This window comes from Pseudoleptotrichia sp. (genome assembly GCF_057270515.1).
Genome location: NZ_DBHIXS010000009.1, coordinates 37,201 through 62,296 on the forward strand (window position 1 = coordinate 37,201; position 25,096 = coordinate 62,296).

At 33.3% G+C, this 25,096-nt stretch carries 17 protein-coding genes and 1 other RNA gene; 4 read left to right on the plus strand and 14 right to left on the minus strand.

Going from position 1 to position 25,096, the window contains the following annotated elements; translation table 11 throughout:
- Positions 1-92: 92 nt before the first annotated feature.
- Entirely contained in the window at positions 93-443 is a 351-nt protein-coding gene (gene rplS / locus ACO5J6_RS07470) for a 50S ribosomal protein L19 (protein ID WP_485643133.1), read from the minus strand.
- A 413-nt stretch (positions 444-856) separates the two neighbouring features.
- Here rplS and ACO5J6_RS07475 point away from each other — a divergent pair, with 413 nt between their 5' ends.
- Together ACO5J6_RS07475 and ACO5J6_RS07480 are read left to right on the plus strand one after the other, a co-directional pair.
- Positions 857-1,597 carry a DUF554 domain-containing protein gene (locus tag ACO5J6_RS07475; protein WP_485643134.1) on the plus strand — a complete coding sequence of 247 codons (741 nt, stop codon included), beginning with the start codon at positions 857-859 and terminating at the stop codon, positions 1,595-1,597.
- 20 nt (positions 1,598-1,617) lie between these two features.
- Entirely contained in the window at positions 1,618-2,280 is a 663-nt protein-coding gene (locus tag ACO5J6_RS07480; RefSeq protein WP_485643135.1) for a Crp/Fnr family transcriptional regulator, read from the plus strand.
- 385 nt (positions 2,281-2,665) lie between these two features.
- On the opposite strand, the gene ssrS is transcribed toward ACO5J6_RS07480, so the two are convergent.
- Positions 2,666-2,868, minus strand: a non-coding RNA gene (ssrS, locus tag ACO5J6_RS07485) — 6S RNA.
- Positions 2,869-3,090: 222 nt separating this feature from the next.
- On the opposite strand from ssrS, the gene ACO5J6_RS07490 reads away from it, so the two are divergent.
- Positions 3,091-3,762, plus strand: a complete 672-nt coding sequence (locus tag ACO5J6_RS07490) for a YoaK family protein (RefSeq protein WP_485643137.1) — start codon at positions 3,091-3,093, stop codon at positions 3,760-3,762.
- Positions 3,763-3,982: 220 nt separating this feature from the next.
- On the opposite strand, the gene ACO5J6_RS07495 is transcribed toward ACO5J6_RS07490, so the two are convergent.
- From ACO5J6_RS07495 to ACO5J6_RS07540, 10 genes are all read right to left on the minus strand, one after another.
- Complete coding sequence (locus tag ACO5J6_RS07495) at positions 3,983-4,834, minus strand: ATP-binding cassette domain-containing protein (protein WP_485643204.1); 852 nt, start codon at positions 4,832-4,834, stop codon at positions 3,983-3,985.
- A gap of 154 nt (positions 4,835-4,988) precedes the next feature.
- Complete coding sequence (locus ACO5J6_RS07500) at positions 4,989-5,693, minus strand: GTP-binding protein (protein ID WP_485643138.1); 705 nt, start codon at positions 5,691-5,693, stop codon at positions 4,989-4,991.
- Between the two features lie 115 nt (positions 5,694-5,808).
- Positions 5,809-7,035 (minus strand): ABC transporter substrate-binding protein, encoded by a 1,227-nt coding sequence (locus ACO5J6_RS07505; protein WP_485643140.1) that lies wholly within the window; start codon positions 7,033-7,035, stop codon positions 5,809-5,811.
- A 363-nt stretch (positions 7,036-7,398) separates the two neighbouring features.
- A complete protein-coding gene (locus ACO5J6_RS07510; protein ID WP_485643142.1) occupies positions 7,399-7,593 on the minus strand; it encodes a twin-arginine translocase TatA/TatE family subunit in 195 nt (64 codons plus the stop codon).
- Between the two features lie 3 nt (positions 7,594-7,596).
- The gene (gene tatC, locus ACO5J6_RS07515) at positions 7,597-8,307 is read right to left on the minus strand and encodes a twin-arginine translocase subunit TatC (protein ID WP_485643143.1); all 711 of its coding nucleotides are present in this window, start codon (positions 8,305-8,307) and stop codon (positions 7,597-7,599) included.
- An 87-nt stretch (positions 8,308-8,394) separates the two neighbouring features.
- On the minus strand, positions 8,395-10,080 hold the full coding sequence (locus tag ACO5J6_RS07520) for an FTR1 family iron permease (RefSeq protein ID WP_485643145.1): 1,686 nt from the start codon (positions 10,078-10,080) through the stop codon (positions 8,395-8,397).
- Entirely contained in the window at positions 10,058-11,299 is a 1,242-nt protein-coding gene (gene efeB, locus ACO5J6_RS07525) for an iron uptake transporter deferrochelatase/peroxidase subunit (RefSeq protein WP_485643146.1), read from the minus strand. Before efeB ends, ACO5J6_RS07520 begins: the two co-directional genes overlap by 23 nt.
- Before the next feature lies 1 nt (position 11,300).
- Positions 11,301-12,188 (minus strand): iron uptake system protein EfeO, encoded by an 888-nt coding sequence (efeO, locus tag ACO5J6_RS07530; protein WP_485643148.1) that lies wholly within the window; start codon positions 12,186-12,188, stop codon positions 11,301-11,303.
- Positions 12,189-12,443: 255 nt separating this feature from the next.
- Positions 12,444-13,688, minus strand: a complete 1,245-nt coding sequence (locus tag ACO5J6_RS07535) for a glycosyltransferase family 4 protein (RefSeq protein WP_485643149.1) — start codon at positions 13,686-13,688, stop codon at positions 12,444-12,446.
- Positions 13,689-14,092: 404 nt separating this feature from the next.
- Entirely contained in the window at positions 14,093-14,791 is a 699-nt protein-coding gene (locus tag ACO5J6_RS07540; protein ID WP_485643151.1) for a lipocalin family protein, read from the minus strand.
- A 470-nt stretch (positions 14,792-15,261) separates the two neighbouring features.
- Between ACO5J6_RS07540 and clpB the strand changes: the two genes are divergently transcribed.
- Positions 15,262-17,835: an ATP-dependent chaperone ClpB gene (clpB, locus tag ACO5J6_RS07545; RefSeq protein ID WP_485643153.1), complete on the plus strand. Its 2,574-nt coding sequence runs from the start codon at positions 15,262-15,264 to the stop codon at positions 17,833-17,835.
- 648 nt (positions 17,836-18,483) lie between these two features.
- On the opposite strand, the gene ACO5J6_RS07550 is transcribed toward clpB, so the two are convergent.
- On the minus strand, positions 18,484-21,597 hold the full coding sequence (locus ACO5J6_RS07550) for an autotransporter domain-containing protein (RefSeq protein ID WP_485643154.1): 3,114 nt from the start codon (positions 21,595-21,597) through the stop codon (positions 18,484-18,486).
- Between the two features lie 42 nt (positions 21,598-21,639).
- Positions 21,640-25,068 carry an autotransporter-associated N-terminal domain-containing protein gene (locus ACO5J6_RS07555; RefSeq protein WP_485643155.1) on the minus strand — a complete coding sequence of 1,143 codons (3,429 nt, stop codon included), beginning with the start codon at positions 25,066-25,068 and terminating at the stop codon, positions 21,640-21,642.
- Positions 25,069-25,096 lie beyond the last annotated feature (28 nt).

A 25,096-nucleotide genomic window follows, 5' to 3' on the forward strand; every position in this document is an offset into this window, starting at 1 on the left:
CTAATTTCTATTTCTAAATTATTATTCGTACTTATATTTATTCCGTATTCTATATCTGTAAACAGAAAAAGCTAGCAAATGCTAGCTCTTAGCTACTTTCTAATTTCTTTAATTCTAGCAGCTTTTCCTGATAAGTTTCTCAAGTAATATAATCTTGCTCTTCTTACTTTTCCTATTCTCTTAACTTCTATTTTTTCAATTAACGGAGAATTTATAGGTATTATTCTTTCTACACCTACTCCCGAAGATACTTTTCTTACAGTGAAGTTTTTAGCCATTCCGCCACCGGATACTCTTATAACTACACCTTCGAATACCTGTATTCTTTCTTTATTTCCCTCTTTTACTTTATAATAGACAGCTATTGTGTCTCCTGATTTAAATTGAGGTATGTCAGATTTTAAGTATTCTTTTTCTACCAGTTCGATTAATTTCTCTTTCAAGAAATCCACTCCCTTCTTTACGCGATATTCTTTCTATCTTTACTGATATTATGTATCAGCATTAACAATAAAAGCGGAATATCCTTATTCAATATACGAAATATATTATCATATTTCCACATTATTTTCAAGTAATTTTTTGAGTTTATTTTTTCAGAAAATATAAAACTGATTAATCTGATAAATTATATTTCTATTTTATTTTTCTACCATTTTATTTTTACTATTTTATTTTTTTATTATTTTATTGATATTATTTATATTTCCGAAATTTCTTCTGTTATAAATCCTAAAATTTTTGAAATCAGAAATTTTCTTTAAAATTACAGTAAAATCAGTTTTTATATACTGTAATTTTATACTTATTTGTGATATAATTCTACAGGTTAAATTTAAATTTTGAAAGGAAAACAATGGGAATCATTACTAATTTTGCAGTTATTATAGTAGGCAGTCTGCTTGGGCTTGTTATAGGAAAAAGGTTTAAAGAAAATATAAGAAATACTATAATGGACTGTATAGGTTTATTTATTATTATTTCAGGTATAAAAGCTACATTTAATTCCGACAGGGAAATCAAAATTCTTATATACTTTATGGTCGGCTCAATTATTGGGCAAATTATTGACATAGATTTTCAAATTAAAAAATTAAGTATTTTCGTAGAAAATAAATTTTCCAAAATTTCGTCTATTTCTTATAAAAATGATAATCTTTTAAATCCAATTGAAAATAAAGAAAAGGATTCCAATTTTGCCAAAGGTCTTTCTATGACTACTATTCTGTATTGTGTAGGAGCAATGGCTATAATAGGTCCTATAAACAGCGGTCTTGCCGGTGATAATAAAATATTGAACATAAAATCCGTACTGGACGGAATTACAGCTATAATATTTGCTTCCACTTATGGTATAGGAGTAATTTTTTCAGCTTTTTCGGTACTTATATATCAGGGAATATTTTATCTTTTTGCCCAGCAGATAAAATCTTTTCTGACTCCTGAAGCAATATCGGATTTAGACTTTTTAGGTGGAATAATGATTTGTGCTTTAGGTATCAACATTGTTCTGAAAAAAAATATAAAAGTGGCAAATATGCTGCCTTCGGTATTTATTCTCATAATTACTGAAATATTTATAAAATACATAAAATAATTTTATACAGGGAGGTCTTTATGAAACCCCACGAACTTTATAAAATAATATCAAAAGTTTCCTTATTTAAAGGATTTGACATAAATGAAACAGAAGCCGTACTAAAAAAAATAAATTATCATATCAGAAATTATAAAAAAAATGAAACGGTATTTTTCAGAGGAGATAATATCGAAAATATCATCATTATCCTCGAAGGCTCTGCCAAAGGGGAAATGCAGAAATCAGGGGGAGAAACTATCACTATTGACTTTATAAAAACTTATGAAATTATAGCTCCCGCGTTTATATTCGGAGATACTAAAGTTTTTCCTGTAGACCTCATTTCCGTTGAAAAATCCAAATATTTATTTCTGAATAAAAAAGATTTTGTGGAAATTATGCAGGAGGATAAGAGAATTCTTTTAAATTTCCTCGATGAAATATCCAATAAAAGTCAGCTTTTATCCAAAAGAATATGGTTTAATTTTGTGAATAAAACTATAAATGACAAAATCCTCAGCTATATAAGGGAAAATCAAAAAGACGGGATTATCTCATTTCAGCCCAATATATCCGAACTTTCAAAAAAATTTGAAATTACAAGACCCTCCCTTTCGAGGGAAATCTCGACATTATGCGATAGAGGTATTTTGAAAAAAATTAAAAACAATAAATATCAGGTAGATTTTTCGAAATTATAATACACAGCAATGCAGGATTTATAATTATCAATTCTATTCAATTCCATTTATAAAATTTTTTGAAATTATAATTTTGAAATTACAATATAGTATAAAATGAATAGAAAAAAGAGTGGTTGGGGTTCCACTCTTTTTGTAACGCTATGAAAAGACAAAAAAGATAAAATCTTTTTCAAAAATAAGTACATTAAATATATACCTTGTTTTTTTTAAATTTCAAAATATTTTTGAGATTTTTTTACAAACTTTTTTTACTAACTAAAAATATTTCTTTCACTTTTATAAAAATCAGTATTCTTATCAAATATACTTTTTTAACTTTTTTCAAAAAAATTTTTATTTTATCCAAAATTTAAATTATATATATAAAAAATCTAACAAATTAAAAAAATCCAATCTACCGTTTCGACTGAATTTTTGGTCGCCTGTAGTTGGTACAGGTGGTAGTCATATTTGTAAATTGTACAGAATCCGTGCAAAGTATAGAACCGCCGTGATGTGCCTGATTCAAAATACAAAAGTCTGACCCCATTAAGAAAGAGTAAAGCCCAAAAATTGTATCGTCGGTAACGAATAGACCAGAATTTTTTATTTCTGATTACAAGTATATTATATCTTTTACTTGCAAGAATGTCAATAATATCAGATATGTTTTTTTCATTTAATTTTTTTATACTATGGAATATTTTATTTATGCTCTTTAAAAATATACTATTTTCTGTTACAATTAGATGTAATAATGATTACTTTAAGAATTTTGGAATAATAGTCAGACCAAAAAATAACAAAATAAATGGAGAGATATAAATAATGAAAGAAAACATAAAATCAAAAAAACAGACTTCGGATACTTTCAGACTGGCATTACTGCTTTGTCTTGTAGGCGGTTTTACTGACGCTTACACTTTTATTATGAGAGGAAAAGTTCTCGCCAACGCTCAAACAGGAAATATGGTCTTTTTTGCTTTGAGATTAGTCGAAAAAAGATGGAGAGACGCTTTATTTTACTTTTTACCTATATTTGCTTTTGCAGTGGGCATTCTGATTGCCGAGATTATCAAAAAGAAATTCAAGCATAACAAAATTCATTGGAGACAGATTGTTATCCTTATAGAAGTTGCAGTTTTATTCATCTCTTCTTTTATTCCTAAAGGAGAGCTGAATGTTTTTGTAAATATTGCAATATCATTTGTCTGCTCCTTGCAGGTACAGGGATTCAGAAAAACACGAGGCAACCTTTCCGCTACAACAATGTGTACAGGAAACCTGAGAAGCGGGACGGAAAATCTCTATAACTATCTGTCAACTAAGAACAGAGATGCAAAGCATAAATTTCTGACTTATTACGGTCTTATACTTTTTTTTATGATTGGTGCTGTTACAGGTTCATTTTTTTCTGAAATATTCAAGGAAAAAGCTCTTTTAGTTTGCTGTATTATACTGTTATCGGTATTTGTTATAATGTTTAAAGATGAGATATAAATAATTTTATTTTTCATTATTTTATTTTTCCATTATTTTATTTTTTCTTTATATTAAATTATATTCCCTTATTTCTTAAACAACTTGACTTTTAATATAATTCTATATTTATTCTTAGATTATTCCGTTTTTTTAATCTTTTAGTTAATTCATTTTTTACTATGTTTCATACTTATTCTTGGACTTTATATTTATTTTTAACCTGATTTATTTAGGTAGGTTATTTATTATCTGTCAATATTTCCCCATTTCTTAAATCTGTTCTCATTTTTTGGATAATATTATCCATTTCTTCAAGCTTTGACAAAATTTTCTTTTCTTCAGGGCTTGTTTTTATTATTTTTGAAATACCTCCATTTTTGATTATAATTCTTTTATCGGCTATCAATGCCAATGTGGGGTCATGAGTCGCCATAAGTACAATCTTGTCAGATGAAACGAGTAAATCGAGGGCTTTCTTTCTGTCAATTCCCGCATTTTCAATCTCATCTATCAGGACTATAGGCGAAGAGCTTAGTATTGCAGTGTCTGCTATCATCAATGCCCTTGACTGTCCTCCACTGAGGGCTGTAATCGGCGTATCGAGATTAAACTGCTCTCCTGCAAGTTTGTTTGCTTCTTCTATGATTTTATCAGTTACTTCCTGAATATCATCTATCATTCTGCTTTTAGCGTGCAATTCCAAAAAATCCCTCACGGATAAATCCATGACAAAATTCATATTTTGGGATAACTGGGCAACAAGCTTATTGTTTGATGAATATCTCCATTTTTTGTCAGGCAGCTCCCCGTTAATGAGTATTTCTCTCTGTGTCGGCGTATCTTTTTGAGCCGTCCATTCTATATCTGCGAGCAGTCTTGATTTTCCCGAGCCTGTAGGCCCTACTATAGATATTATTTCCGATTTGTTTATATCAAGTCTTTCAAAACCTTCAGGATTACCCGTTTTATCTTTTCCCGCAATTATTGTCAAAACTTCGACACCGCTCTCTTCTTCCATTCCAAGAAACAGCTTCATCTGTTCGATATATTCGATTAACCCCTCTTTTATTTTTTCTGTATCCAATGCCATATCTTCTATTTCTTCTTCGGCAAATTTATCTAAGAACTCACTGAATGTCTCATTTTCATGACCTTTTATGTCGATAACATTTTCACTGAAAAAATTTTCTGCAAAAGGATATCTGTCCAGTAATTCGGACATTTTCAGCTCATCTACAAGTTTTTTATTCATTGTTATTACCGCCTAAATTCATTTTTCTGACATTTCCCATTTGATATTTTTCTCCTATTCTCGTTTCCCCAAGACAATAGGAACATAGAGCCGACGGCATAGGAAATCTGAGTTTTTTCCCCTGAACGGTTTCTATTTCTTTTTCTTTTTCATAAAGTAATGTGCTTAATTCATAGGCTCCCTGTCCTGTAAGTCCGTTTACGTGCATTGTTATAGCACCGGGATTTACAGAATTTACCCTTGAGGCAAATACTTCCCTTTCAGCCTGCGAAACAATATCTCCTTTAGTGATAATAACTATATCTGCGGCTTTCAGCATAGGTCCTATCTTTTTAGGTGTATTTATGCCCGACAGATTGTCGATTACGCATATCCCTTTTATATCCTTTATATATGGCGAACAACGGTTACAAAGACCCGCCGATTCGGTTATAAGCATGGAAAGTCCTAAACTTCTGCCCCACTGTACTACTTCTTCTATATTCGATACAAAAAAATGGTCAGGACATAATGCTCCCGAAATACCTTTTTTTACAGGTATTCCTGCTTTTTCATATAATATATCGTCATCTGTATACAAGCAGTCAAATTTTACTACTCCCACTGACATTCCCTGTTTCTTCAGGGCGTCAACAGTTTTCAATATTACACTTGTTTTTCCTGATGAAGGCGGCCCTGAAACTATTATTAAATTCATATTTCCTCCTGAATAATCACTTTTTTTGTCTTATCATATCTTATCATACACCTTGATATTCTTTGATATTGTTATAACTATAATTCAGATCTTTATCTTCATCACAGTTATTTTATTATAATTTCATAATGGCTTCGTTAAATTCATCTTCGCATTTTCTGACTAATCCTCCGACGTCATTGCTATGAATGAAATCCCAGCCAATCCATTTAAATTTCTGGTCTTCTTTCAGATGATTGTCCACATTGGGATTTGTCGACGGAAATTTTCCGTTAGCGGAAAACAGTGTCCCTATCTCCTCGGACATAAAGAAATCTATAAAAGGCTGAATTTTATCTTTTTTGGACTTTTTTGTAATCATAAATATAGGACTGAGTAACGCCCCGTCTTTCGGCCATACGGCTTCGAGGTCGGTCGCTCCCATTAGCATCTGTGTAAAGAAATACGGAATTATACTTACGGCAGGTGCGTCTCCACTTCTCCCTTTGGCTTTCACCATTTGTGCCGGATGAAGATTTTTCTTGTAAGATCTTGCAAGTTTCTGAATACCTTCAGAACCGTAGTCTTTGTATATATTGATAATGAGAGCATTGAACAAGTCAAGGTCATTCATCGGTAAAGCTACCGAATCTTCCAGCTCTTCGTTCAATATATCTTCCCATACTTCAGGTGGCTTTCTATCTCCAAGAACTGTTTTATTTATAAGGAACACAGCAGGAACTACTCCCATTATGGCGTACTGTTTTTTAGGGTCTCTCAAGTCAATTTCTTCATTACAGAAATCTTTGTTCATATCATTTAAATATGTTTCAAATATTCCTTTTTCCATAAACTGCCCCATAAGCTCCTTGTCAAAAAACAGCTCAAACCCTGCCGATAAGAGTATATCCGAGACTTTATCGGGGTCTCCTGTTTTCACTTTATCCACAACCCAGTCCAAGCCCAGATTTGCCGACTGCAATTCATAATCTATCTTATAATCTACTTCTTTATTTCTCGTTTCAGCCCATTTTTTTATGCCTTCCAGCAGAGGTATCCTGATAGGGCAGGGTAAAACTCCCTCTATAAGTATATCTCCCGTGGCATTTTCCTTTTTCCCCTCAAGGGAAATATCAGTTTCGCTGTCTTTCTGCAAAAATGCAACTAATTTTTCTTCAAACAATTTAGGATTAATTTTCTTTATTTTTAAAGCCATATTGAGTTTTATATTTTTTGCCATTGACTCAAACATCTGTTTATTTTTTAGCTGCTCAAATCCGTTAGCTATAAAAAATTCAAGTGTTTCAGGATATTTTTCCACAATCTGATACAATGTATCATTCAAGCCGAAAAATTTATTCATAATATTTCTCCTTTCTTATATCTCAATTATATTTTAATTCGATATTTTTGATTTGTTTTCTTTTTATTCTATAGTTATAGATAAATCATATTCAGAATTTCAGCTCAATATTATTGATCTGCTGCCTTTTTTTTTCTATTTTCTTTCTTTTTTTCTATTTTCTTTTTTCTTTTTTTATAAATTTTATCTTTATTCTATCAAAAAATTATATATTCAATTATTTTGTATATCCAATTATATCATATTCATAAAAAAAATATGTAACTAAAGTTACATATTCAATTTATTTTTTGTTTTTTTTCTGAATATTTTTCCCGTTATTTACATCATTTTTTTATTATTTTTCTTAGTATTATTTCTTTTTTACTGTTTTTCTTTGTCATCATTTTTTTTAGTATCGTTTTCATCTGTTATGTCAGACATTGATTTTTTAAATTCTTTAAGCATTTTTCCTACAGCTTCTCCCAGTTCCGGCAGACGTTTAGGTCCAAAAATAAGTAATGCTCCCAGTATTATGACTATCAGTCCGGGTGTCCCAATATCTCTAAAAATTCCCATTTACTATCCTCTCCTTTTCCTATAAATATATTTACTGACCATGACACTTACTTCATAAATCAGAATTAGCGGTACTGTCATTGCCAAATCACTTATAAAATCGGCAGGAGTCAGAATAACTGCCAGTACAAGCAATATAAAGTATCCGTATCTTCTGTTCTTTACCAGATAAGCAGGGGTCAAAATATGTAATGATGTCAGAAAAGCCGCTATAACAGGCAGTTCAAAAACAAATGCAATAGGCAATGAAGTATGTATTACAAATTTCAGATAACTTTGTGCAGTAACCTGCACACTAAACAGATCTTCCCCAATAGAAAGCAATACTTTCAAAAGTGCAGGTGTTACCGTAAAAAAGCCGAAAGCAAGTCCCGAAACAAACAGAATAAATATTGCGGGAATATATGAAAGTACCATTTTAGCTTCTTTTTCTTTCAGTCCCAGTTTTACAAACGCCCACAGCTGATAACTCGCGAAAGGCAGTGTAAAACTGAAAGCACATATCCCTGCCAGTGTAATGTATATCTCAAGAATATCGTTAGGCCCTAACACGACAAGTTTTTTTGAAAAAGGATATGTTAGCATTTTATAAATATCTGCACAGAATATCAGACTTACTGAAAATGCAATCAGAAAAAATATTATTGTTATTATAAGCCTTTTCCTGAATTCTCCGATATGCTCTATTAATGTTTGAGCTTTATCTTCCGACATGGACACATCCTTTCTTTTTTCTTTTTTATTTTTTTTGTTATAACTATTGTCATTATACGGACAAAAGTAGACGAAATCATTTTATTTTTATTGTTTTTTTCTTTTCAGTGTTATTAATACAATCAGAATTATGAAAATAACCTGACTTATAAATACTTCCCAGTTCGCGTAAATACCTAATATTTCCACCGTAGGTATAAATCTTATCAGATGTAAAGGGACAACCCCCACAACCTGCAACATATGAATACTTGTTCCCAACATTTTAAACGCAAGAAAATAGATAGTCCATGTGAGTATAAAAAATACTCTGTGTACTTTTATTTTCGAGGAAGCATATATAAGAACCAATGCGATTATGATAAGTATTACAATGGCACTCAAAATACCTATGATGAGGTTCTGCACCGATATTAAAGGTAAAATTCCCACATAAAACAGTATTGTTTCAGCACCTTCCCTGAATACGGCAAGAAAACTCAATATAAACATCGAAATAAAACTTCCTGTACTTACTACGATATTCATTTTTCTTTCCATATAGTCTTTCCAAGCTTTCAAAGAAGACTTGCTATGCAGCCATACTCCTATTCCTATCATCATTGCTACTGCAAATATACCTACAAATCCCTCAAGTATTTCACGGTTTGTTCCCGAAGACACAGTAGGAAACACTTTTTGAAGAATAACGGCAATAACGATACTCGCTAAAATTCCTGCTAATGCTCCTGCGTATACCCATTTCAGTCCACGTTTCTGATTTGCAGCTTTCAGTCCGCTCACCAGTGCCAATACTATCAGTAACGCTTCCACTCCTTCACGAAGCAGTATAAACATCGCGTCCAAAAAAGTATATTCGGCTTTTGTGTCAATTTGGGACAGCTCGTCTATCAATCCCTGCAACTGCTCCTGATACTGCTTTTCTCCGCCTTTTACCATTATTACGGGCGTCTGTGTTTCAACTTTTGTATAAAGGGCACCGTTACGTGTACTTACATCACCCTCTACAGTAGGCCAGACTTGTATAAATTTTTTTACTTTTGCCTGCCCCGTATCGTTATCTCCCGACTTAAATGCGTCAAGTCCCTCTTTCAGCAAATCTACAGCCTGTTTTAGAGTAATGTTTTCAGAAGAAGTATTTTCGGCTTTCTTTCCGTCGAGAAATTCCTGAATAACGGTTTTCAGATCGTTAAATGAGCTTATGACATTGTCGTAGTTGAAAGGTTCCATTTCCATGGAGCTTCGCAGGAAAGCCATGGCAGTTTCGACTTTTCCGTAATAAACGGTGTCTCTATCCCTTATTACCGCTTCATTTCTTGTCCAAACCCCGTTATATTTCAGATATTCCTTTTTCATAGCTTCCACGTCTTTACTTCGAATAACTTTTTCCAGAGTATCAAGAGCAGGAAATACTTTCGCTTTAAAGTCTTTTTTCACTTGAGTTTCGTCAACAGGATTCTGTTCCTTTTCAAATGCCAGAAGTGCTTTTGTAATCTCTTTCAGATTATCTTCAGTTACATCTCCTTTATTCAGAAGTTCCTGTACTTTTGACCCTTGGGGAGAATTGGCGTTTTTTACAGTCCTAAATTTTTCTTTTATTTCATTTGCAATTTTTTCTGCTTCTTTTTTATCATTGTTTCTAAGGGCAGTAGTTGCATCGGTTATTTTTACATAAATTTCACTGTAACTCTCTTTTGCAATAATATTAGCACAGAAGAAAACAAAACACACTAATAATGTAATTCTGAATTTATTCAAATAATTTTTGGCCAATATATTCCCCTTTCCTTATCCCTCCAAAACATGCAAAAATCCCTGTACCTATGTGAGTAATATACTCATTCAGCTTATCCTCGTTTCCGAGACTGTTCTGAATTTTGATAAACTGTTCAGGATTTTTCTGAAAACATATAAACAGCAGTCCTGCGTCAAACTGACCGCTTATTTCATTAATTCCGTCAGAATAGGAAAAAGCACGGCGACAGATCTTCGTTTCAGCCTTTTTTGCTAAAAACACATGGGAGTCAATAGGAAGTACGGGATTTCCGTCAGGTCCCTTTTTATTTATATCAATCACGGCAAATTCATCTTTTTCTCCGAAAGGAGCACCGCTTTCTTTATATCTTCCGAATGTATTTTCCTGTTCCTGCAAATTAGTACGATCCCATGTTTCAAGGTGCATCTGAATACGTCTCACCACCATATATGTTCCGTCTTTTAGCCAGTTATCCTTATCATACCATACTATATTATTAAAATCATTTTCATTTTTCGGATTTTCAGTCCCGTCCTTAAATCCGAATAGATTTCTCGGAGTTTCTTTTCCATTCCCTATAGGCAAAAATCCTGACTGGCTCCACTTCAGTGTAATGAGTGTACGCCCTTTACGGACAAGATTTCTCACCGCATGAAAAGCCACCTGTGCGTCATCGGCGCAAGCCTGAATACATATATCTCCGCCTTTATAACGTTCTTTTATCTGGTCTCTCGGGAAATGGGGCAAATCTTTAAATTCTTCAATTTTTTTACTGTCCAGTTTCAGTTTATCTAAAAATGACGGACTTATTCCGAAAGTTACAGTCAAACGATAAGGATTTAATCCTACTGTTTCCCCTGTATCGACAGGAGGCAACAGATGATTTTTCAATTCGGGAGCTATAAGCTCCCCTTTCATCATTTTTTCAGTATAATCTGTCCATTCCTTGAACATTTCCATGACTTCTTCCTTATTTTCGGAATGTAACTCCAGTACTGCAAAGTATACATTTTTCTGTACGGGAGTGGATATTCCCGATTGATGTTTTCCATAAAAGGAAATTTCGTCTTTCCCCTCAAACTGTTCGGCAACATTACCGAATAGGCTTGACATAATGGCACCGACACCTGTCGCCCCTACTGCAACTCCTGCTCCGGCTATTCCCGCTTTTTTCAAAAAATCACGACGGGATATTTTTTTATCAAACCATTTTTTTTCTTTGTTATCATCACTCATATTATTTACCTTCTTTTACATCCAGTATTATTCCCATTTGGGATAAAGGTTCTCCAAGCTTGGTTACAGCTTCCGCAAGTGCTTTCGTGTCCTCCTTTGTCAAGTCAGTGTACAGTTTATAGTTTTTATCATCTGTCATATATTTGTCAAGCAGTCCGTTTACAGCTTTAAACTCTGAATCTAAAGTCGCTACAAGTTTGCTATCTTTTTTTTCTAATTTTGACCTAAACAGTTCAAATATTTTCTGTGCTCCCTCAATATTTGCTCTAAAATCATATAAATCAGTATGGGAGAATACTTCTTCCTCTCCTGTGATTTTTTGAGTGGAAACTTCATTTAATAAATCTATAGCTCCTGTAAGCATTATGTCAGGAGTTACTTCTATAGTCGCTATTTTGGCTTTCAACTCCTTGATGTCATTTACAAGCTCGTCAGCATATTTTTCAGTACCTTTTGTAGTATTTTGCTCCCATAATATTTTTTCAATTCTATGGAAACCTTTCCAGCCCTCTTCAGTGTTAAATTCCTCTTTGAAATCCACTAAACGGTAATCTATCTTAATATCGGATTCTCCAAAACTTTCAGCAATAGGCTCTGACCTTTCATAAGCCATACGTATTAACGGATATACTTTTTTAGCTTCTTCAAGTTTTCCGTTTTTCAATAATTGAGCAAAATTTTCCGTATCTTTCAGAAGCATATCAATCTGCTCTTCAACAAATTTTTTATATTCCGCCGTTTCCTTGCTCAAATCTACTGCCCCATTATTCTGTTCTGCCTGTGCTGTTGTTCCGTTTTTTCCGTCCTCCTTGTTTTCCTTTTTTCCGCACCCTGTTATTACTAACGCTGTTACTAATGCCAAAAGTGCAATTTTTTTCATTTTTTTCATTCCGAAGCCTCCTAAAATATATTTTTAATCAAACAAATTATATCTTTTATTTTTTTATTTGTAAAGAAAAATTATTTGATTATCAAAATATAAAATTATGATAAGAAAAATTTCTCTATTTCTTTCTATTTACTTTTTCCTGACATTTATCTCTATATTTACTACTTTTATCTTAGTCTTATGTCAATAAATCAGTTTTATGTCGATAAAAAGGAGTAGTTAAATAGGGATTTTCTTTTTTTATTTAATCTTTTTTCATATTTGTTTGGCGACACTATTATTATCTTTACACAAAACATCTTTTATATCTTCTATTTTTGATTTCCATGATTTTTTCTGAATTTTTTCAATCAAAACCTTGTCTATTTCTCTTTTTTCCCTTGTTCTTTTTATCATATTTTCTATTTTATCTGCCAATCTCAATACAAATGCAGGTTTTTCCTCTTCCACAGCTTTATCAGTATCGTAAATCGTGGGCATATCGACATATTCGATAATCTCATCAACATTCAGCTCTTTTCCGAGCAGCTCTATAAGCCCGTCTATCTTTGTAGCAACTACTCTAAGACCGCTCCCGAGTGCTTCTACGGCTATAAGTCCCAACCCTTCAAAATATGAGGGCAGTATAAAAATATCCTTTGTCCGCATAATATCCGCTAATTCTTTCTGAGATACAGCATTATAGACATTAATATTTTTGGAATTTCCCACTTCTTTTTTTATTCTTTCTTTATTCTGTTCGGTTATGTTACCTATCAAATCTATCGTAACGCTGTCGTCATTTTCCTCTATTTTTCTAAATGCCTTTATCAGCTCATAAAACCCTTTGGAATCATCAAACTTTCCTGCGTATACTAATTCCACTTTTTCTTTTTCAGGATAATGTTCAGGCGGATAGAATATTTTTTCATTATATCCCGCCCCTATGTCTATTATTTTTTCTTCCGATATTCCAAATACTTCCTCTATATCTTTGAACTGTCTGTTACTTAGAGCCAGCACATTATCCACATCTTTCAGGGAGTGTATATGCTTTTTTTTTAGGCTTTCATTTTGCCTTGCCTGTCTTATATCAGTATTATGGCATACTGCGACTACTTTTTTATCGGAAAAAACCTCCCTTGCCATTGATGACAGTATCCAGAGATGATGAGTCAATATTACATCGGGATTGAAATTATTCTTTGCAAGATTTAACTGTTTCAGAAATTCCTTTTTCCATTGCCCGAACATTTCGTCGGTCATATTATGATAAAGCGTATTGGGATAAGGCATAATATCGCTCATTCCTACTATAGAAAAGGGGAGATTTTCACTTTCAAAAACTACTTCAAATTGATTTTTCCTGTCCAGTATATTTATATCGTAATCGGACGTCGTAGCATAAACACATGCCTGCTCTATATCCCGATATTCTTTCAATCCGTCAATGACATTTGTAAAATAAACTCCACTTCCTGTCTTTACAGGTAACTGTGCCAATATATGCAATATTTTCATAATTATTTTATTCCTCCGCCTATTTTTATGTATTTTATCTTTGATTATTTCCTTTTATTTAGATGAATTGTAGCATATTTGTATTGTATCATCAAGGTGTATTTATGCTTTAGTATTTGTACAAATACTTTTAAATACATACTTATAGATACATATTTAAATGCATATACTAATATATATATTATTAAAAATATTACTCTTTGAATTTAAAATTCTAAATTCAAAATAAAAAATACCGACTTTTTAATATTCATATTTACCTGAAGATAAACAGATTGAGCCGATATTTCCATAATGTTAAATCCAATAACTAAAACCAATCACCGCTATTTTCTCACAGATTGCCGCAATTCTCTTTCTTTATTTGAAAACTTATTTATATTATAAACTTTCGGTCAATATTATTAATCAGCATAATAAATGCTTCCGTCGAGAACTACCATTGCCCCTTTTCCGCTTGAAGTTGGCGGAACATAAAAAAAGCTGTGTCTTTTTACTGTACCGTTATTATATTTCAATGTCAAATCACCATTATTTATAGTATATGTTCCCGAAGCTTTATTTGAACTGCTGGAACCTCCTCCTGCTGAAGAAGTGGACATTGAAGAAAATGAACCTGAATACTCTATAAATCTGTTTCCTTCAAATTTTATATATCCGTTTCCTCCTGCTCCGCTGACTCCTATTCCTGCACTTCCTGATACAGTTCCTACATAGAAGCTGTACACGCCGTCAGGGATTTTATTTTTTGGTATCTGTGCCTTAAACATATAGAAACTGCCCGGTGCCAACATAGCATTTTTATCTGCCGTTGTATATTCGTATTCGTCCTTTATTCCTTTTTTATCTGTTGTAATCAGCTTATTTCCGCTTATTGTATATGTTCCGTCTACTCTTGTTTTCCAGTCAGCCTTACCTAATTCTTCTGTATATGTGCCATCGTCTCTCAGATAAATCACCTGATCGAATCCGCTGTGATCAACTCCTGCATATACTCCTCTACCCGATTTTGTCGACTTTCCTGATGAAACTGCCATACACATCGCACAAAGTATCAATATAGCAGATGTTATTAAAACTTTTAAATTCAAATATTTTTTCATAAAAATATCATCTCCCTGTATAAACTATAATTTCTATTTTTCATAAAATTTCTTATAAAGCTTCATTTTGTATATATTAGCAAATGAAGATTAAAGAAAAATGAGAGATTTTATTTTCATATATAATTCAGATTATTTGATAATTTTATATTTTTAATTTTTATACAACAAATATGCGGTTCTATCTGAACTTTATCACTACTTTCAAAAAAATATAGTTTTTTTCAAAAAAACCATTGACACATTAATAAAAATATGATATATTATCTTTGTTAGCAATCATATGCATAGAGTGCTAACAAAACGAAAGATAAAATTTTATGCAAAAATATTTTATAGTAAGTTGGAGTAAAAATAATACTTCTAATATATAATACAAATATTTTTAACAATATGAATATTTTTACTAATTTACTAACTATATAAAGCATATTAAATAAAAAATCTGAAAAATAAGGAGAATGATAAATATGGAAGAAAAATTTACTCAAAAGAGTATGGAAGCCATTTCCGAAGCTCATAATTTTGCGATTAGATACAAAAGTTCCGATATAAAAGTAGAACATTTACTACTTGCACTGATTGGGCAGATGAACGGACTTATTCCCAATATACTCAAAAAAATGGGGATAAACACTATTGAGTTGACAAAAAAGCTCGAAGACAAATTAGACAGAATGCCTAAAATAGAGGGAGGAAGTATAGACCCAAGACCCAATGCGGAAATGAACAGAGTTCTTGTAGGTGCCGAAGATTATGCAAAAAAAATGGGAGACGCCTATATAAGTACAGAACACCTATTTTTGGCAAGCTATGACAACAACAATTTTTTAAAGGAAAACGGAATTATAAAAAATCAGTTTGAAAATGTACTGAATGAAATAAGAGGCGGCAGAAAAATTATGTCCGACAATCCTGAAAATTCTTATGAAGCTCTGGATAAATACGGTAAAGACCTTGTAGAACTGGCAAGAAAAGGTAAAATTGACCCGATAATCGGCAGAGATCAGGAAATAAGACGTGCTATTCAGATTTTATCGAGAAGAAATAAAAATAATCCTATCCTCATCGGTGAACCGGGTGTAGGTAAAACCGCCATTGCAGAAGGCATTGCCCAGAGAATACTGAAAGGGGACGTACCTGAAAATCTGAAAGATAAAACTATATTTTCACTTGATATGGGGGCACTCATATCGGGAGCAAAATACAGGGGAGAATTTGAAGAAAGACTGAAAGCTGTACTCGACGAACTCGAAAAGAGTGACGGAAGAATAATATTATTTATAGATGAAGTTCATAACATCGTAGGAGCAGGAAAAAGTGAGGGTTCTATGGACGCAGGAAATCTCCTGAAACCTATGCTTGCCCGTGGAGAAGTCAAAGTTATCGGTGCTACTACTCTTGATGAATACAGAAAATACATTGAAAAAGACGCAGCTCTTGAAAGAAGATTTCAGCCTATTTTAGTTAATGAACCTACCGTAGAGGATACTATTTCGATATTACGTGGTCTAAAAGAAAAATTTGAAATATTTCACGGAATTAGAATTACTGATAACGCAATAGTTACAGCCGCTACAATGAGCGACAGATATATAAATGACAGATTTCTGCCTGATAAGGCTATCGACCTTATTGACGAAGCGGCAGCAAAAGTAAAAACTGAAATCAACTCAATGCCTACAGAGCTTGACGAAGTAACAAGACGTCTTATGCAGCTTGAGATTGAAAAAGTGGCATTGACAAAAGAAAAAGACAAGGCTTCAATGGATAGACTGGAATCTCTGGAAAAAGAGATAGCTGAACTAAAAGAGGAAGAAAAAACATTAAAATCCCAATGGGAAAGCGAAAAACAGGAAGCAGGAAGGCTTACAAAGATTAATGAAGAAATAGAAAGAGTCAAACTTGAAATTCAGGAAGCCCAGAGAAGAGCAGATTTCAATAAATTAGCCGAACTTCAATACGGAAAACTGGCACCTCTTGAAAAAGAGAGAGAAATTGAGGAAGAAAAATGGAAAGATCGTAACACAGGTAATTCCAACAAATTATTAAAACAGGAAATAGACAGTGAAGAAATTGCGGAAATTGTAGGAAAATGGACAGGGATACCTGTTTCCAAACTGTTGCAGGGAGAAAAAGAAAAGATATTGAACCTTGCCGAACATATGAAAAACCGTGTAATTGGACAAGATGAAGCCATTGAAACCATAAGTGATACCATAATAAGATCCCGTGCAGGATTGAAAGACCCTAACAGACCTATCGGTTCATTTATATTTTTAGGACCTACAGGTGTCGGAAAAACTTATCTCACAAAAACCCTTGCCCACAATCTGTTTGACGATGAAAATAATATTGTCAGAATAGATATGAGTGAATATATGGATAAATTCAGCGTTACAAGACTGATAGGAGCACCTCCGGGATATGTAGGATATGAAGAAGGCGGACAATTGACAGAAGCTGTCAGAAGAAAACCTTATTCGGTTATACTGTTTGATGAAATAGAAAAAGCTCATCCCGATGTATTCAATGTTCTGCTTCAACTGCTTGACGACGGTAGACTGACAGACGGGAAAGGTAAAGTTGTGGACTTCAAAAATACTATAGTAATAATGACTTCCAACATAGGAAGCGAGATTATTCTTCAAGACCCGCAACTTTCAAATACCACAAAAGAGGCTGTACTTGAAGAAATGAGACATAGATTTAAACCTGAATTTCTAAACAGAATTGATGACATTATAGTATTTAAATCATTAGGAAAAGACAGTGTAAAAAATATCATAAGTCTGATTCTTGAAGATATAAACAAAAAACTCAAAGACCAGTTTATAAAAATAGAATTTACCGACAAAGCCCTTGATTTTATTGTAGATGAAGCTTATGACCCTGCTTACGGAGCAAGACCGCTGAAAAGATTTGTTCAGAAAGATATAGAAACTAATCTCTCAAAAATGATTTTATCTAATGAGATACCTGAGAATAGTGTAGTTTTAATAGATACAGACGGTGAAAAACTTACTTATAAAGTAAAAAGATAAAAATACCCCTAAGGGTTGAGGTCTGATGATTAAAACAGGTTATAACTGATAAATAAAAAAATCAGTACAACTACCATTTTAAACATAGCAGTACCTCCTTGATAATAAATTTGGCTTTTGTGAAGCCAACGAAATTATAACAAAAAAGACTGGAGTTTTCCAGTCTTTTTTGTCACAAAATTTAATTTATTATCAAGTTACCCTTTTGGGGTCTACCTCAAGGTATTTGTACTATAACATAAATTAATAAAAAAATCAAGTTTCCTCTCCTTTCGGAGTTAATCATAATTTTTTAATAAATATATATTTTTCTATTTTTTTGTTCTTCATATTATTTTTTAAATGATACTACTAATACTATTTTTATAAATTCTATTAAGAGAATTTTTTTGTTCATCTAAAATAAAAGAACTATATTTTATTTTTGAATTTTGCTAAATTATTATAGATAAATTTTTAAAAGGGGCTGTCTCATAAGTCAAAAATAATTTTACTAACATAAATGTTATATATTTTTAAAAATCAACAGATATTATTTTTATTGATTTTATAAATATAGTAGAATATATAGAATTTATGATTTGGTAATTTTATTTACTTTATGAGACAGCCCCTTTTTATAGATGAATAATCATCTTAAAAATATCATTAGTATATAGCTCTAAATCCTATTCCTCCTCTTATATTTTCTCCTTTCGTGTCATATCCTGCATTTATTGTTACTCCAAATCTTGTATTCTCTATTCCTATGTTCAAGTCTGTCTTAAAGTTTCCTTTTCTGTCCTCTTTTTCTCCCCTTATATTAAACCATTCCGAATCCGTATATCCTACCCTTGCCTTATTTTTCCTGTCATTTACTTTTCCAAGCTCACTTTCATATCCTATTCCAAGTGAGGCAGTAAATGTTGCTTTTTTCGCAAACGGTTGTCTATAATTGAATTCTATTCCCGCTTCAGGCACTATCGAGTAATAGCTGTTATCTTTTATTTCCAGTCTTACTTCACCTGTCTTTTCTTTTATCTTTCCTGTCTTTCCGTATTCAAACTTTATACTTCCATACGGTTTTATGCTCGTTCTTTCACTCGTTCTGAACTCTTTACTGATTTCATTTTTCATTGCCACTCCGTATGATGTATAATCTGATTTTGCTTTGAATATTTCATCTACTACAAGGTATCTTCTTTCCATTTCACTTCTGCTTACAAATCCTTCTCCTGATATTGTCCATTTCAGACTTCCGTTATTGTCAAAGGCTTTTGTATTATATAGTCCCAATTTTACCATTGTAGTATTCTCTTTCGATTTTCCTATATCCTTGAATTTAAATCTGTTATGTATCACTCCCGCATACCAGCCCGAGCTGTTTCCGAGTTTCAACGTTTCATTCCCGCTTATATACGCTATTCCGTATGCGTTACTTGTATAGTTTATTATCCCTGCCGTATCTGTCTTATACTCATCTCTTATACCGAATGTCGTTATCTTGTTGGATTTCTTGGACTGATTTTCCCAGCTGTCATTGAGTTTATTTATCTCTCTGTCAAGGGCTTTTCCTGTATTGCTTATTCTCTGCTGTACATTTGCATACTGGTGTCCCATCATTTCGTCAAATGCCTGATAAAGCAGGATTTCTTCATTATTTCCTATTGCATTCAGTTTGTTGAATAATGCTTTTTCTCTTGAATCAAGAGCATTCTTATCATATCTCTTTTCAAGCCCTTCAGTAAAGTTGTATGTATCCCTTGTTGTATCTTTATCCCTTGCAAATGCCGAATATGTTCTCTTTGCCATATATAGTTTATTTATTGTTCCCGTTCTTCCTGCAAGTGTCGCCGTCGCACTCCATGTCAATGCTCCAGAATATATATTCCAGCTGTTTATACTGCTGTCCTCTATCGTTCTGTTATACGGTTCGAGTAATTCTCCACTTACTTCTATTGCTTTACTGTTCGTTTTGCTTGCAGCTTCGGAACCTATAATGAGGTCTGCCGAGGATGTTACATTATCCAATCCTACTATAGGATTTGTCTTTCTTAGTGTATCTATATACATTCCTATCGGTGAATGCAGCATATTTCTTTCCCCTTCTGTTACCGTTACAGGTTCGGGTGTCACTTCCACTCCGTTTATATATACTCTTGCAGTCGGTGAACCTTTAGGAGCTTTTATCCTTACATTTCCTACTTCCTTACTTGTGTTTGAACCCGGTCCTCCTGATTCTTCCTCTTCATTTTCTGCCGCTCCGCTCCGTCCAAGTATTATTGTTCCTCTATTTATTATCATTCCTCCCCTTGCCTGAAAGTATCCTGCTCCTTTTCTCGATACTATATGGATTGTTCCCGTATTTTCAAGTACGGAATTTTTTCCTGCATACAGTCCTATCACTCCACTTACATTTTCAGGGTCTGCTCCCGGTGCAGTCTGTATTATACCCTCATTTTTCCCTCTTGCACCTTCATCAAGGAGCATTCCTATTGTTCCTTTGGCTCCAAGATTTATTGTCCCTCTGTTTATAGCAGTGGAATTTGTTCCCGTTGCATACATTCCTATACTGTCTGCTCCGTTCACGTTTATTGTTCCCTCATTTATTATATTTCCTGTATCCTGTTTTCTGTATCCTGCCGCCATTCCTATCGCATATTTTCTGTCGTCCATATTTATAGGCTCTATATCCGAAGCTCCTATCGTTATTATTCCTGTCGAACTGTTTCTGGATGTACCTCCTTTCATTGAGTACATTCCTACGTTTCCTATTCCTAAGCCCAAATTTATGTTTCCATTATTTGTAACATTATTTCCCGCTGTATAAAGTCCGTAACTTTCATTTCCTGTACCTGTTACATCGGCATTATTTACTATGGTTCCATTTCTTGATGACGAATATACATATATTCCTTTATTCCCAAGAGTTACATTTCCTGATGATGTCAAATCAAAATTATAGCTCCCCTCATTTGACACTATTCCGTAAGAATTTTCTCCTATCGTCATATTTCCGTTCCCTATTACTGTTCCTCCTCCATTTTCGAGGTACACTCCTGTCGAATTATCATTTCCGACTGATATATTTCTGAATGTTACGCCATTTCCTTTTGAGTATATTCCAACAGAGCCGTTTCCGCTTGTTATATCTCCTGTGCCTGAAATATTGTCTGTTCCGTATATACCGATAGAGTTATTTCCACCTGTTATGTTTCCTGATGATGTTATATTATTTACTCCGTATATACCTGTCGAATTTTCTCCCGTTGTTATATTTCCCGATGATGTTATATTATTTACTCCATATATGCCGAACGAATCATTTCCTCCTGTTATGTTTCCTGATGATGTTATATTGTTTTTCCCGTATATACCGACAGAATTATCTCCCGTTGTTATACTTCCGATACTTGCAATATTATTTATTCCGTATATGCCGACTGCGTTGCTTCCTCCTGTTATGTTTCCGTTATTTTTAAGCTGTATGTTATCCACTGTTGTAAGCATTCCTATACTTGGATTATTCAGGTTTGAAGCATTTCCTACTTGTATATCTCCGTTATTTTCAGCTATATAGTTACTTCCTTTTGCATATATTCCTATTGTATTTTCTCCTGAAAGCCTTATTGTCGAAGTGTTATTTATCCTTCTTGCTCCTGCACCCGTTCCGTCATACACTATACCTACTGCTTTATTTCCTGTACCTGTTATTGTTCCTGCATTTAAGACTTCGTTATTTACTCCGTCAGCCGCAAATATTCCTGTGGACTTGTTGCCCAATGTTATTGTACCGTTATTTGCTATTTTGGAGTCGGATTTACCTTATAGAGCCGTGGAGTTTTCTCCTAAAGTTATGTTACCGTTATTAGTTATTTCGGAAAATTTACCGTAAATAGCCGATGAACCTGTACCCGAAAGGTTGATTGTACCGCTGTTTATGAGCTTTATGGCGCTTACGTTAGTTGTATTCGGATTTTCCTGAGCTATTACATTTTGATTAGGTTTTGTTCCTATTATCGTAGTTCCCGCTTTTATGTCTACGGATGAGTTTGCCACGTCTATTCTGTTATATGCATCATTGGCATTGTCAAGGTTTACATTCGAGTCTACATTAAACTGACTTTTATGCAGCTTGTATATTTTATATATTGAGCTTCCTGTTATTGTAGGAGTTGATGTCCCTCCAAAGTTAGGAGTGCCGACTGCTGAACTCAAATTTACAGTTACATTGGAAGCTGCCAGCAGTGTAGACTTGTCGTTCATATTCAAAGTAAGATTTCCCATGGTATCATTAAATACATCATCGTTAAATGTATTAAGTGCGGGCATTCCTCCATTACCCTGAACATAAAATACTGTTCCGCCTTCTTTTATATCTGCTTTTACTTTTCCTGCCAGCACTATTTTCCCGTTTTTTGTAGTGTCATAATGCACATTTCCGCTTCCGTCTTTATAGAAGAAAGCATTGTTGAAAGTCAGGGCATTATTCCCTGTAACAAGATTTACTGTAGCTGTCGGACTGCCTGTTGTACCAAGGGTTACAGTACCTCCGTTGGAGTATACGTTTACAGCGCCGTCATTTGCTTCAACTTTTGTATTTTCTACGATGAGGTTTGTATTTCCTGTTCCTATATTGACAAAGTCTTTATTTCTTGATACATAAAGACCTATGGAAGATTTCCCTGCCACTTTTATACTACTGTCAGTTCCTGTTGATTTTAAATATCCTCCATCCAGAGCTGCCAATCCAACTGTTCCCTCGTTATCATTTTTTTGAGTACCGTCAAGTATCAATTTTCCTGTATTTGTAACATTTGCATTATCAGAAACAATCCCTTTTACTGCTTTTCCTGTTATTGTTATTTCTCCTGTATTAGTTACTTTTGCTCTGCTGTTATTGACATAATCTCTAACAATCTGTACACTTCCTGAAACAAGATTTTTTAATATTCCTCTTGCATAAATTCCAACTGAATCTTCTGAGTTTTTCATAGATATTTTTGCTTCATTTGTTACTAATGAAACATTACGTTCATAAACATAACTTCTACTACTTACATGTTGATCATAGTACTCTCCATTTACATAGAGAGCTGTATTTTTCTTAGTATTGTCAGCTGTAAGTTTACTATCAGGATTTTTTATATTTATATGTCCTCTTTTTATATATATTAGCTGGCTATTATCGCCAGTAGATACTATATCTACAAGCCCTTTATGCCCTGAAGGAGCATTTGGAGAAGTTCCTCCTGGATTTACCTCTTCTGCACTTGTATCTGAGGCAGAATATATAGGCTCAAATAGCATTCCAACAGAATTTTTACCGTTCATTCTTAATTTTAATATAGAAGGCAAAGTTTTATCAGGAAACTGTACCACTCTATTAGGAGTACCGTCATATCCTGTGCTTGTATCATTTTGGTCAAATACATTAACACCTCCTTCAAAATACGGATTTCCTCTATTATAATAAAATGCCATTCCTATTGAATTATCTCCATTAAATATCATAGGTTTATACAATAATATTTCTAAATTTTTATCATGAAAATATGTTTGACTCTGATCATAGTTTATTCCTGATATAATTCCTCTTGCACCTTTACCATTAAATATTATATCTCCTTTGTTTACTATTGTTGAAGCTCCTTGGTTAGCTCCAACTGTTTGCAAAGAGGCAAAAGTATCTTTTTCACCATTTAGAGTTATTTTCCCTTTTTCTCCATTTACAAAAAATAATCTTTCAGGATGTGGACCCTGATCAAAGACCACAGACGACATAATATAATTATTTTTTCCTCTTGCTGAAGTTGTTATCCTTCCTTGATTATACACACCTACATTATACCCCATTCTATTAATAGCATGTACCAATCCTACCATTACTAATTTATTTCCATCTATATTTATTTTTGTTTTTTCTGATATATTTATTGTTGTATCAGCATAAGAATAAGTTAAATCTGCATAAAATAAAAATCTACGAAAATGATATTGTTGAGGAAAACGAGGATCGGGTTCATCTTCTACAAATTCTTGCCCGCTATAATTTATTGTAACATCTTTTATATCCATTCTTTGTCCACTTGTTGTTCTCATAGCTGCATAAGCTGCATATCTTGCTGGATAACGAGTAGTTCCCCAATTTTTACCATAATCCTGTCCTTGTGTTCTACTTATATCACCTGTATAAGTATATGCTACTTCATGCAGTGAACCTCCTGAATTTGTGTTATTTACAACACCCTTAAAAGTTACTCCTTCTGTCCACATATCATAGGTATCACCTTTGGAATGAACATTTATAGTTCCTCCTATAGCACTTGTTTGAGTAATAGCTGATAAAAGTGGATAATCCCTAGAACTAGAAGTTACAATTACATGATTTGAATAATCTGGGTCATTTGGCTTTTGGCTATTTAATATAAAGGCTTCATTTCCAGTTCCACCTCTAATATTTGTTATTTTATCTACTTGAATTTGTGCTATGTCTACTCTATTTATAACAGGACTTGGTGTACTGAAACTTTTCACTCCCGGCACATCAGGTGTCGTTACTTCGGGAGTTGCAACTATTGCAGGATTTTTACTTATATTTCTCGGATTCACACTATTTCTCGGTCTTACTGTCGCTGCCAGTTCCAACGGTACGGGATAATCTGTTTCAGGTCCCGTAACTGCAAGTCCATATCTATTATTTCCTGCTCCCCTTACAGCTGTCGATGCCGAAGTCAGATCATTTATTCCTGCGTATCTTCCCATTATATCAGAATAAAACTGGCTTGTAGGTGATATATATCTGTTTATCTCATTTTCTCCCGTTTCTCTTTTAAATATATTTTCATATGGATATTTTTCGAGTTTATCTTTTCTTCCTGCGTACGATTTTCTCTGACTGTTAAACTCATATCCCATGCCGAATTGCCACGATGACCACGGAGACTTTACTACATGGTCTCCCTGTTCCATTAGTTGGATAAGTTCCAGATTTGCACTTCTTAATAACTTGTTGTTTGCTGCTCTTGTTTGTCTGAAGAGTGATTTCATTTCTCCTATTGAGGTGTTTAATTCCCTTTTTGTCTGATTTATACTTTTTTCAGTATTTTTCACTTCTGTAGATGTTACTTCCGCAAGAGACAGCATTCCCATAAGTAAAAAGCTTAATAATAAGGCTCTTGTATATTTTATGTCTTTGCATCTTTTTGCCAAAGTCCTTAAATCCTTTTCCATTCTTTTCAAATTATTACTCATTTAAAATCAACTCCTATTCTTAATCTAT

Coding starts and splice junctions, on each gene's coding strand:
- ACO5J6_RS07475 (WP_485643134.1), top strand. CDS start 857: ATGGGAATCATTACTAATTTTGCAGTTATTATAGTAGGCAGTCTGCTT.
- ACO5J6_RS07480 (WP_485643135.1), top strand. CDS start 1,618: ATGAAACCCCACGAACTTTATAAAATAATATCAAAAGTTTCCTTATTT.
- ACO5J6_RS07490 (WP_485643137.1), top strand. CDS start 3,091: ATGAAAGAAAACATAAAATCAAAAAAACAGACTTCGGATACTTTCAGA.
- ACO5J6_RS07495 (WP_485643204.1), bottom strand. CDS start 4,834: ATGGCATTGGATACAGAAAAAATAAAAGAGGGGTTAATCGAATATATC.
- ACO5J6_RS07500 (WP_485643138.1), bottom strand. CDS start 5,693: ATGAATTTAATAATAGTTTCAGGGCCGCCTTCATCAGGAAAAACAAGT.
- ACO5J6_RS07505 (WP_485643140.1), bottom strand. CDS start 7,035: ATGAATAAATTTTTCGGCTTGAATGATACATTGTATCAGATTGTGGAA.
- ACO5J6_RS07510 (WP_485643142.1), bottom strand. CDS start 7,593: ATGGGAATTTTTAGAGATATTGGGACACCCGGACTGATAGTCATAATA.
- tatC (WP_485643143.1), bottom strand. CDS start 8,307: ATGTCGGAAGATAAAGCTCAAACATTAATAGAGCATATCGGAGAATTC.
- efeB (WP_485643146.1), bottom strand. CDS start 11,299: ATGAGTGATGATAACAAAGAAAAAAAATGGTTTGATAAAAAAATATCC.
- efeO (WP_485643148.1), bottom strand. CDS start 12,188: ATGAAAAAAATGAAAAAAATTGCACTTTTGGCATTAGTAACAGCGTTA.
- ACO5J6_RS07535 (WP_485643149.1), bottom strand. CDS start 13,688: ATGAAAATATTGCATATATTGGCACAGTTACCTGTAAAGACAGGAAGT.
- ACO5J6_RS07540 (WP_485643151.1), bottom strand. CDS start 14,791: ATGAAAAAATATTTGAATTTAAAAGTTTTAATAACATCTGCTATATTG.
- clpB (WP_485643153.1), top strand. CDS start 15,262: ATGGAAGAAAAATTTACTCAAAAGAGTATGGAAGCCATTTCCGAAGCT.
- ACO5J6_RS07555 (WP_485643155.1), bottom strand. CDS start 25,068: ATGAGTAATAATTTGAAAAGAATGGAAAAGGATTTAAGGACTTTGGCA.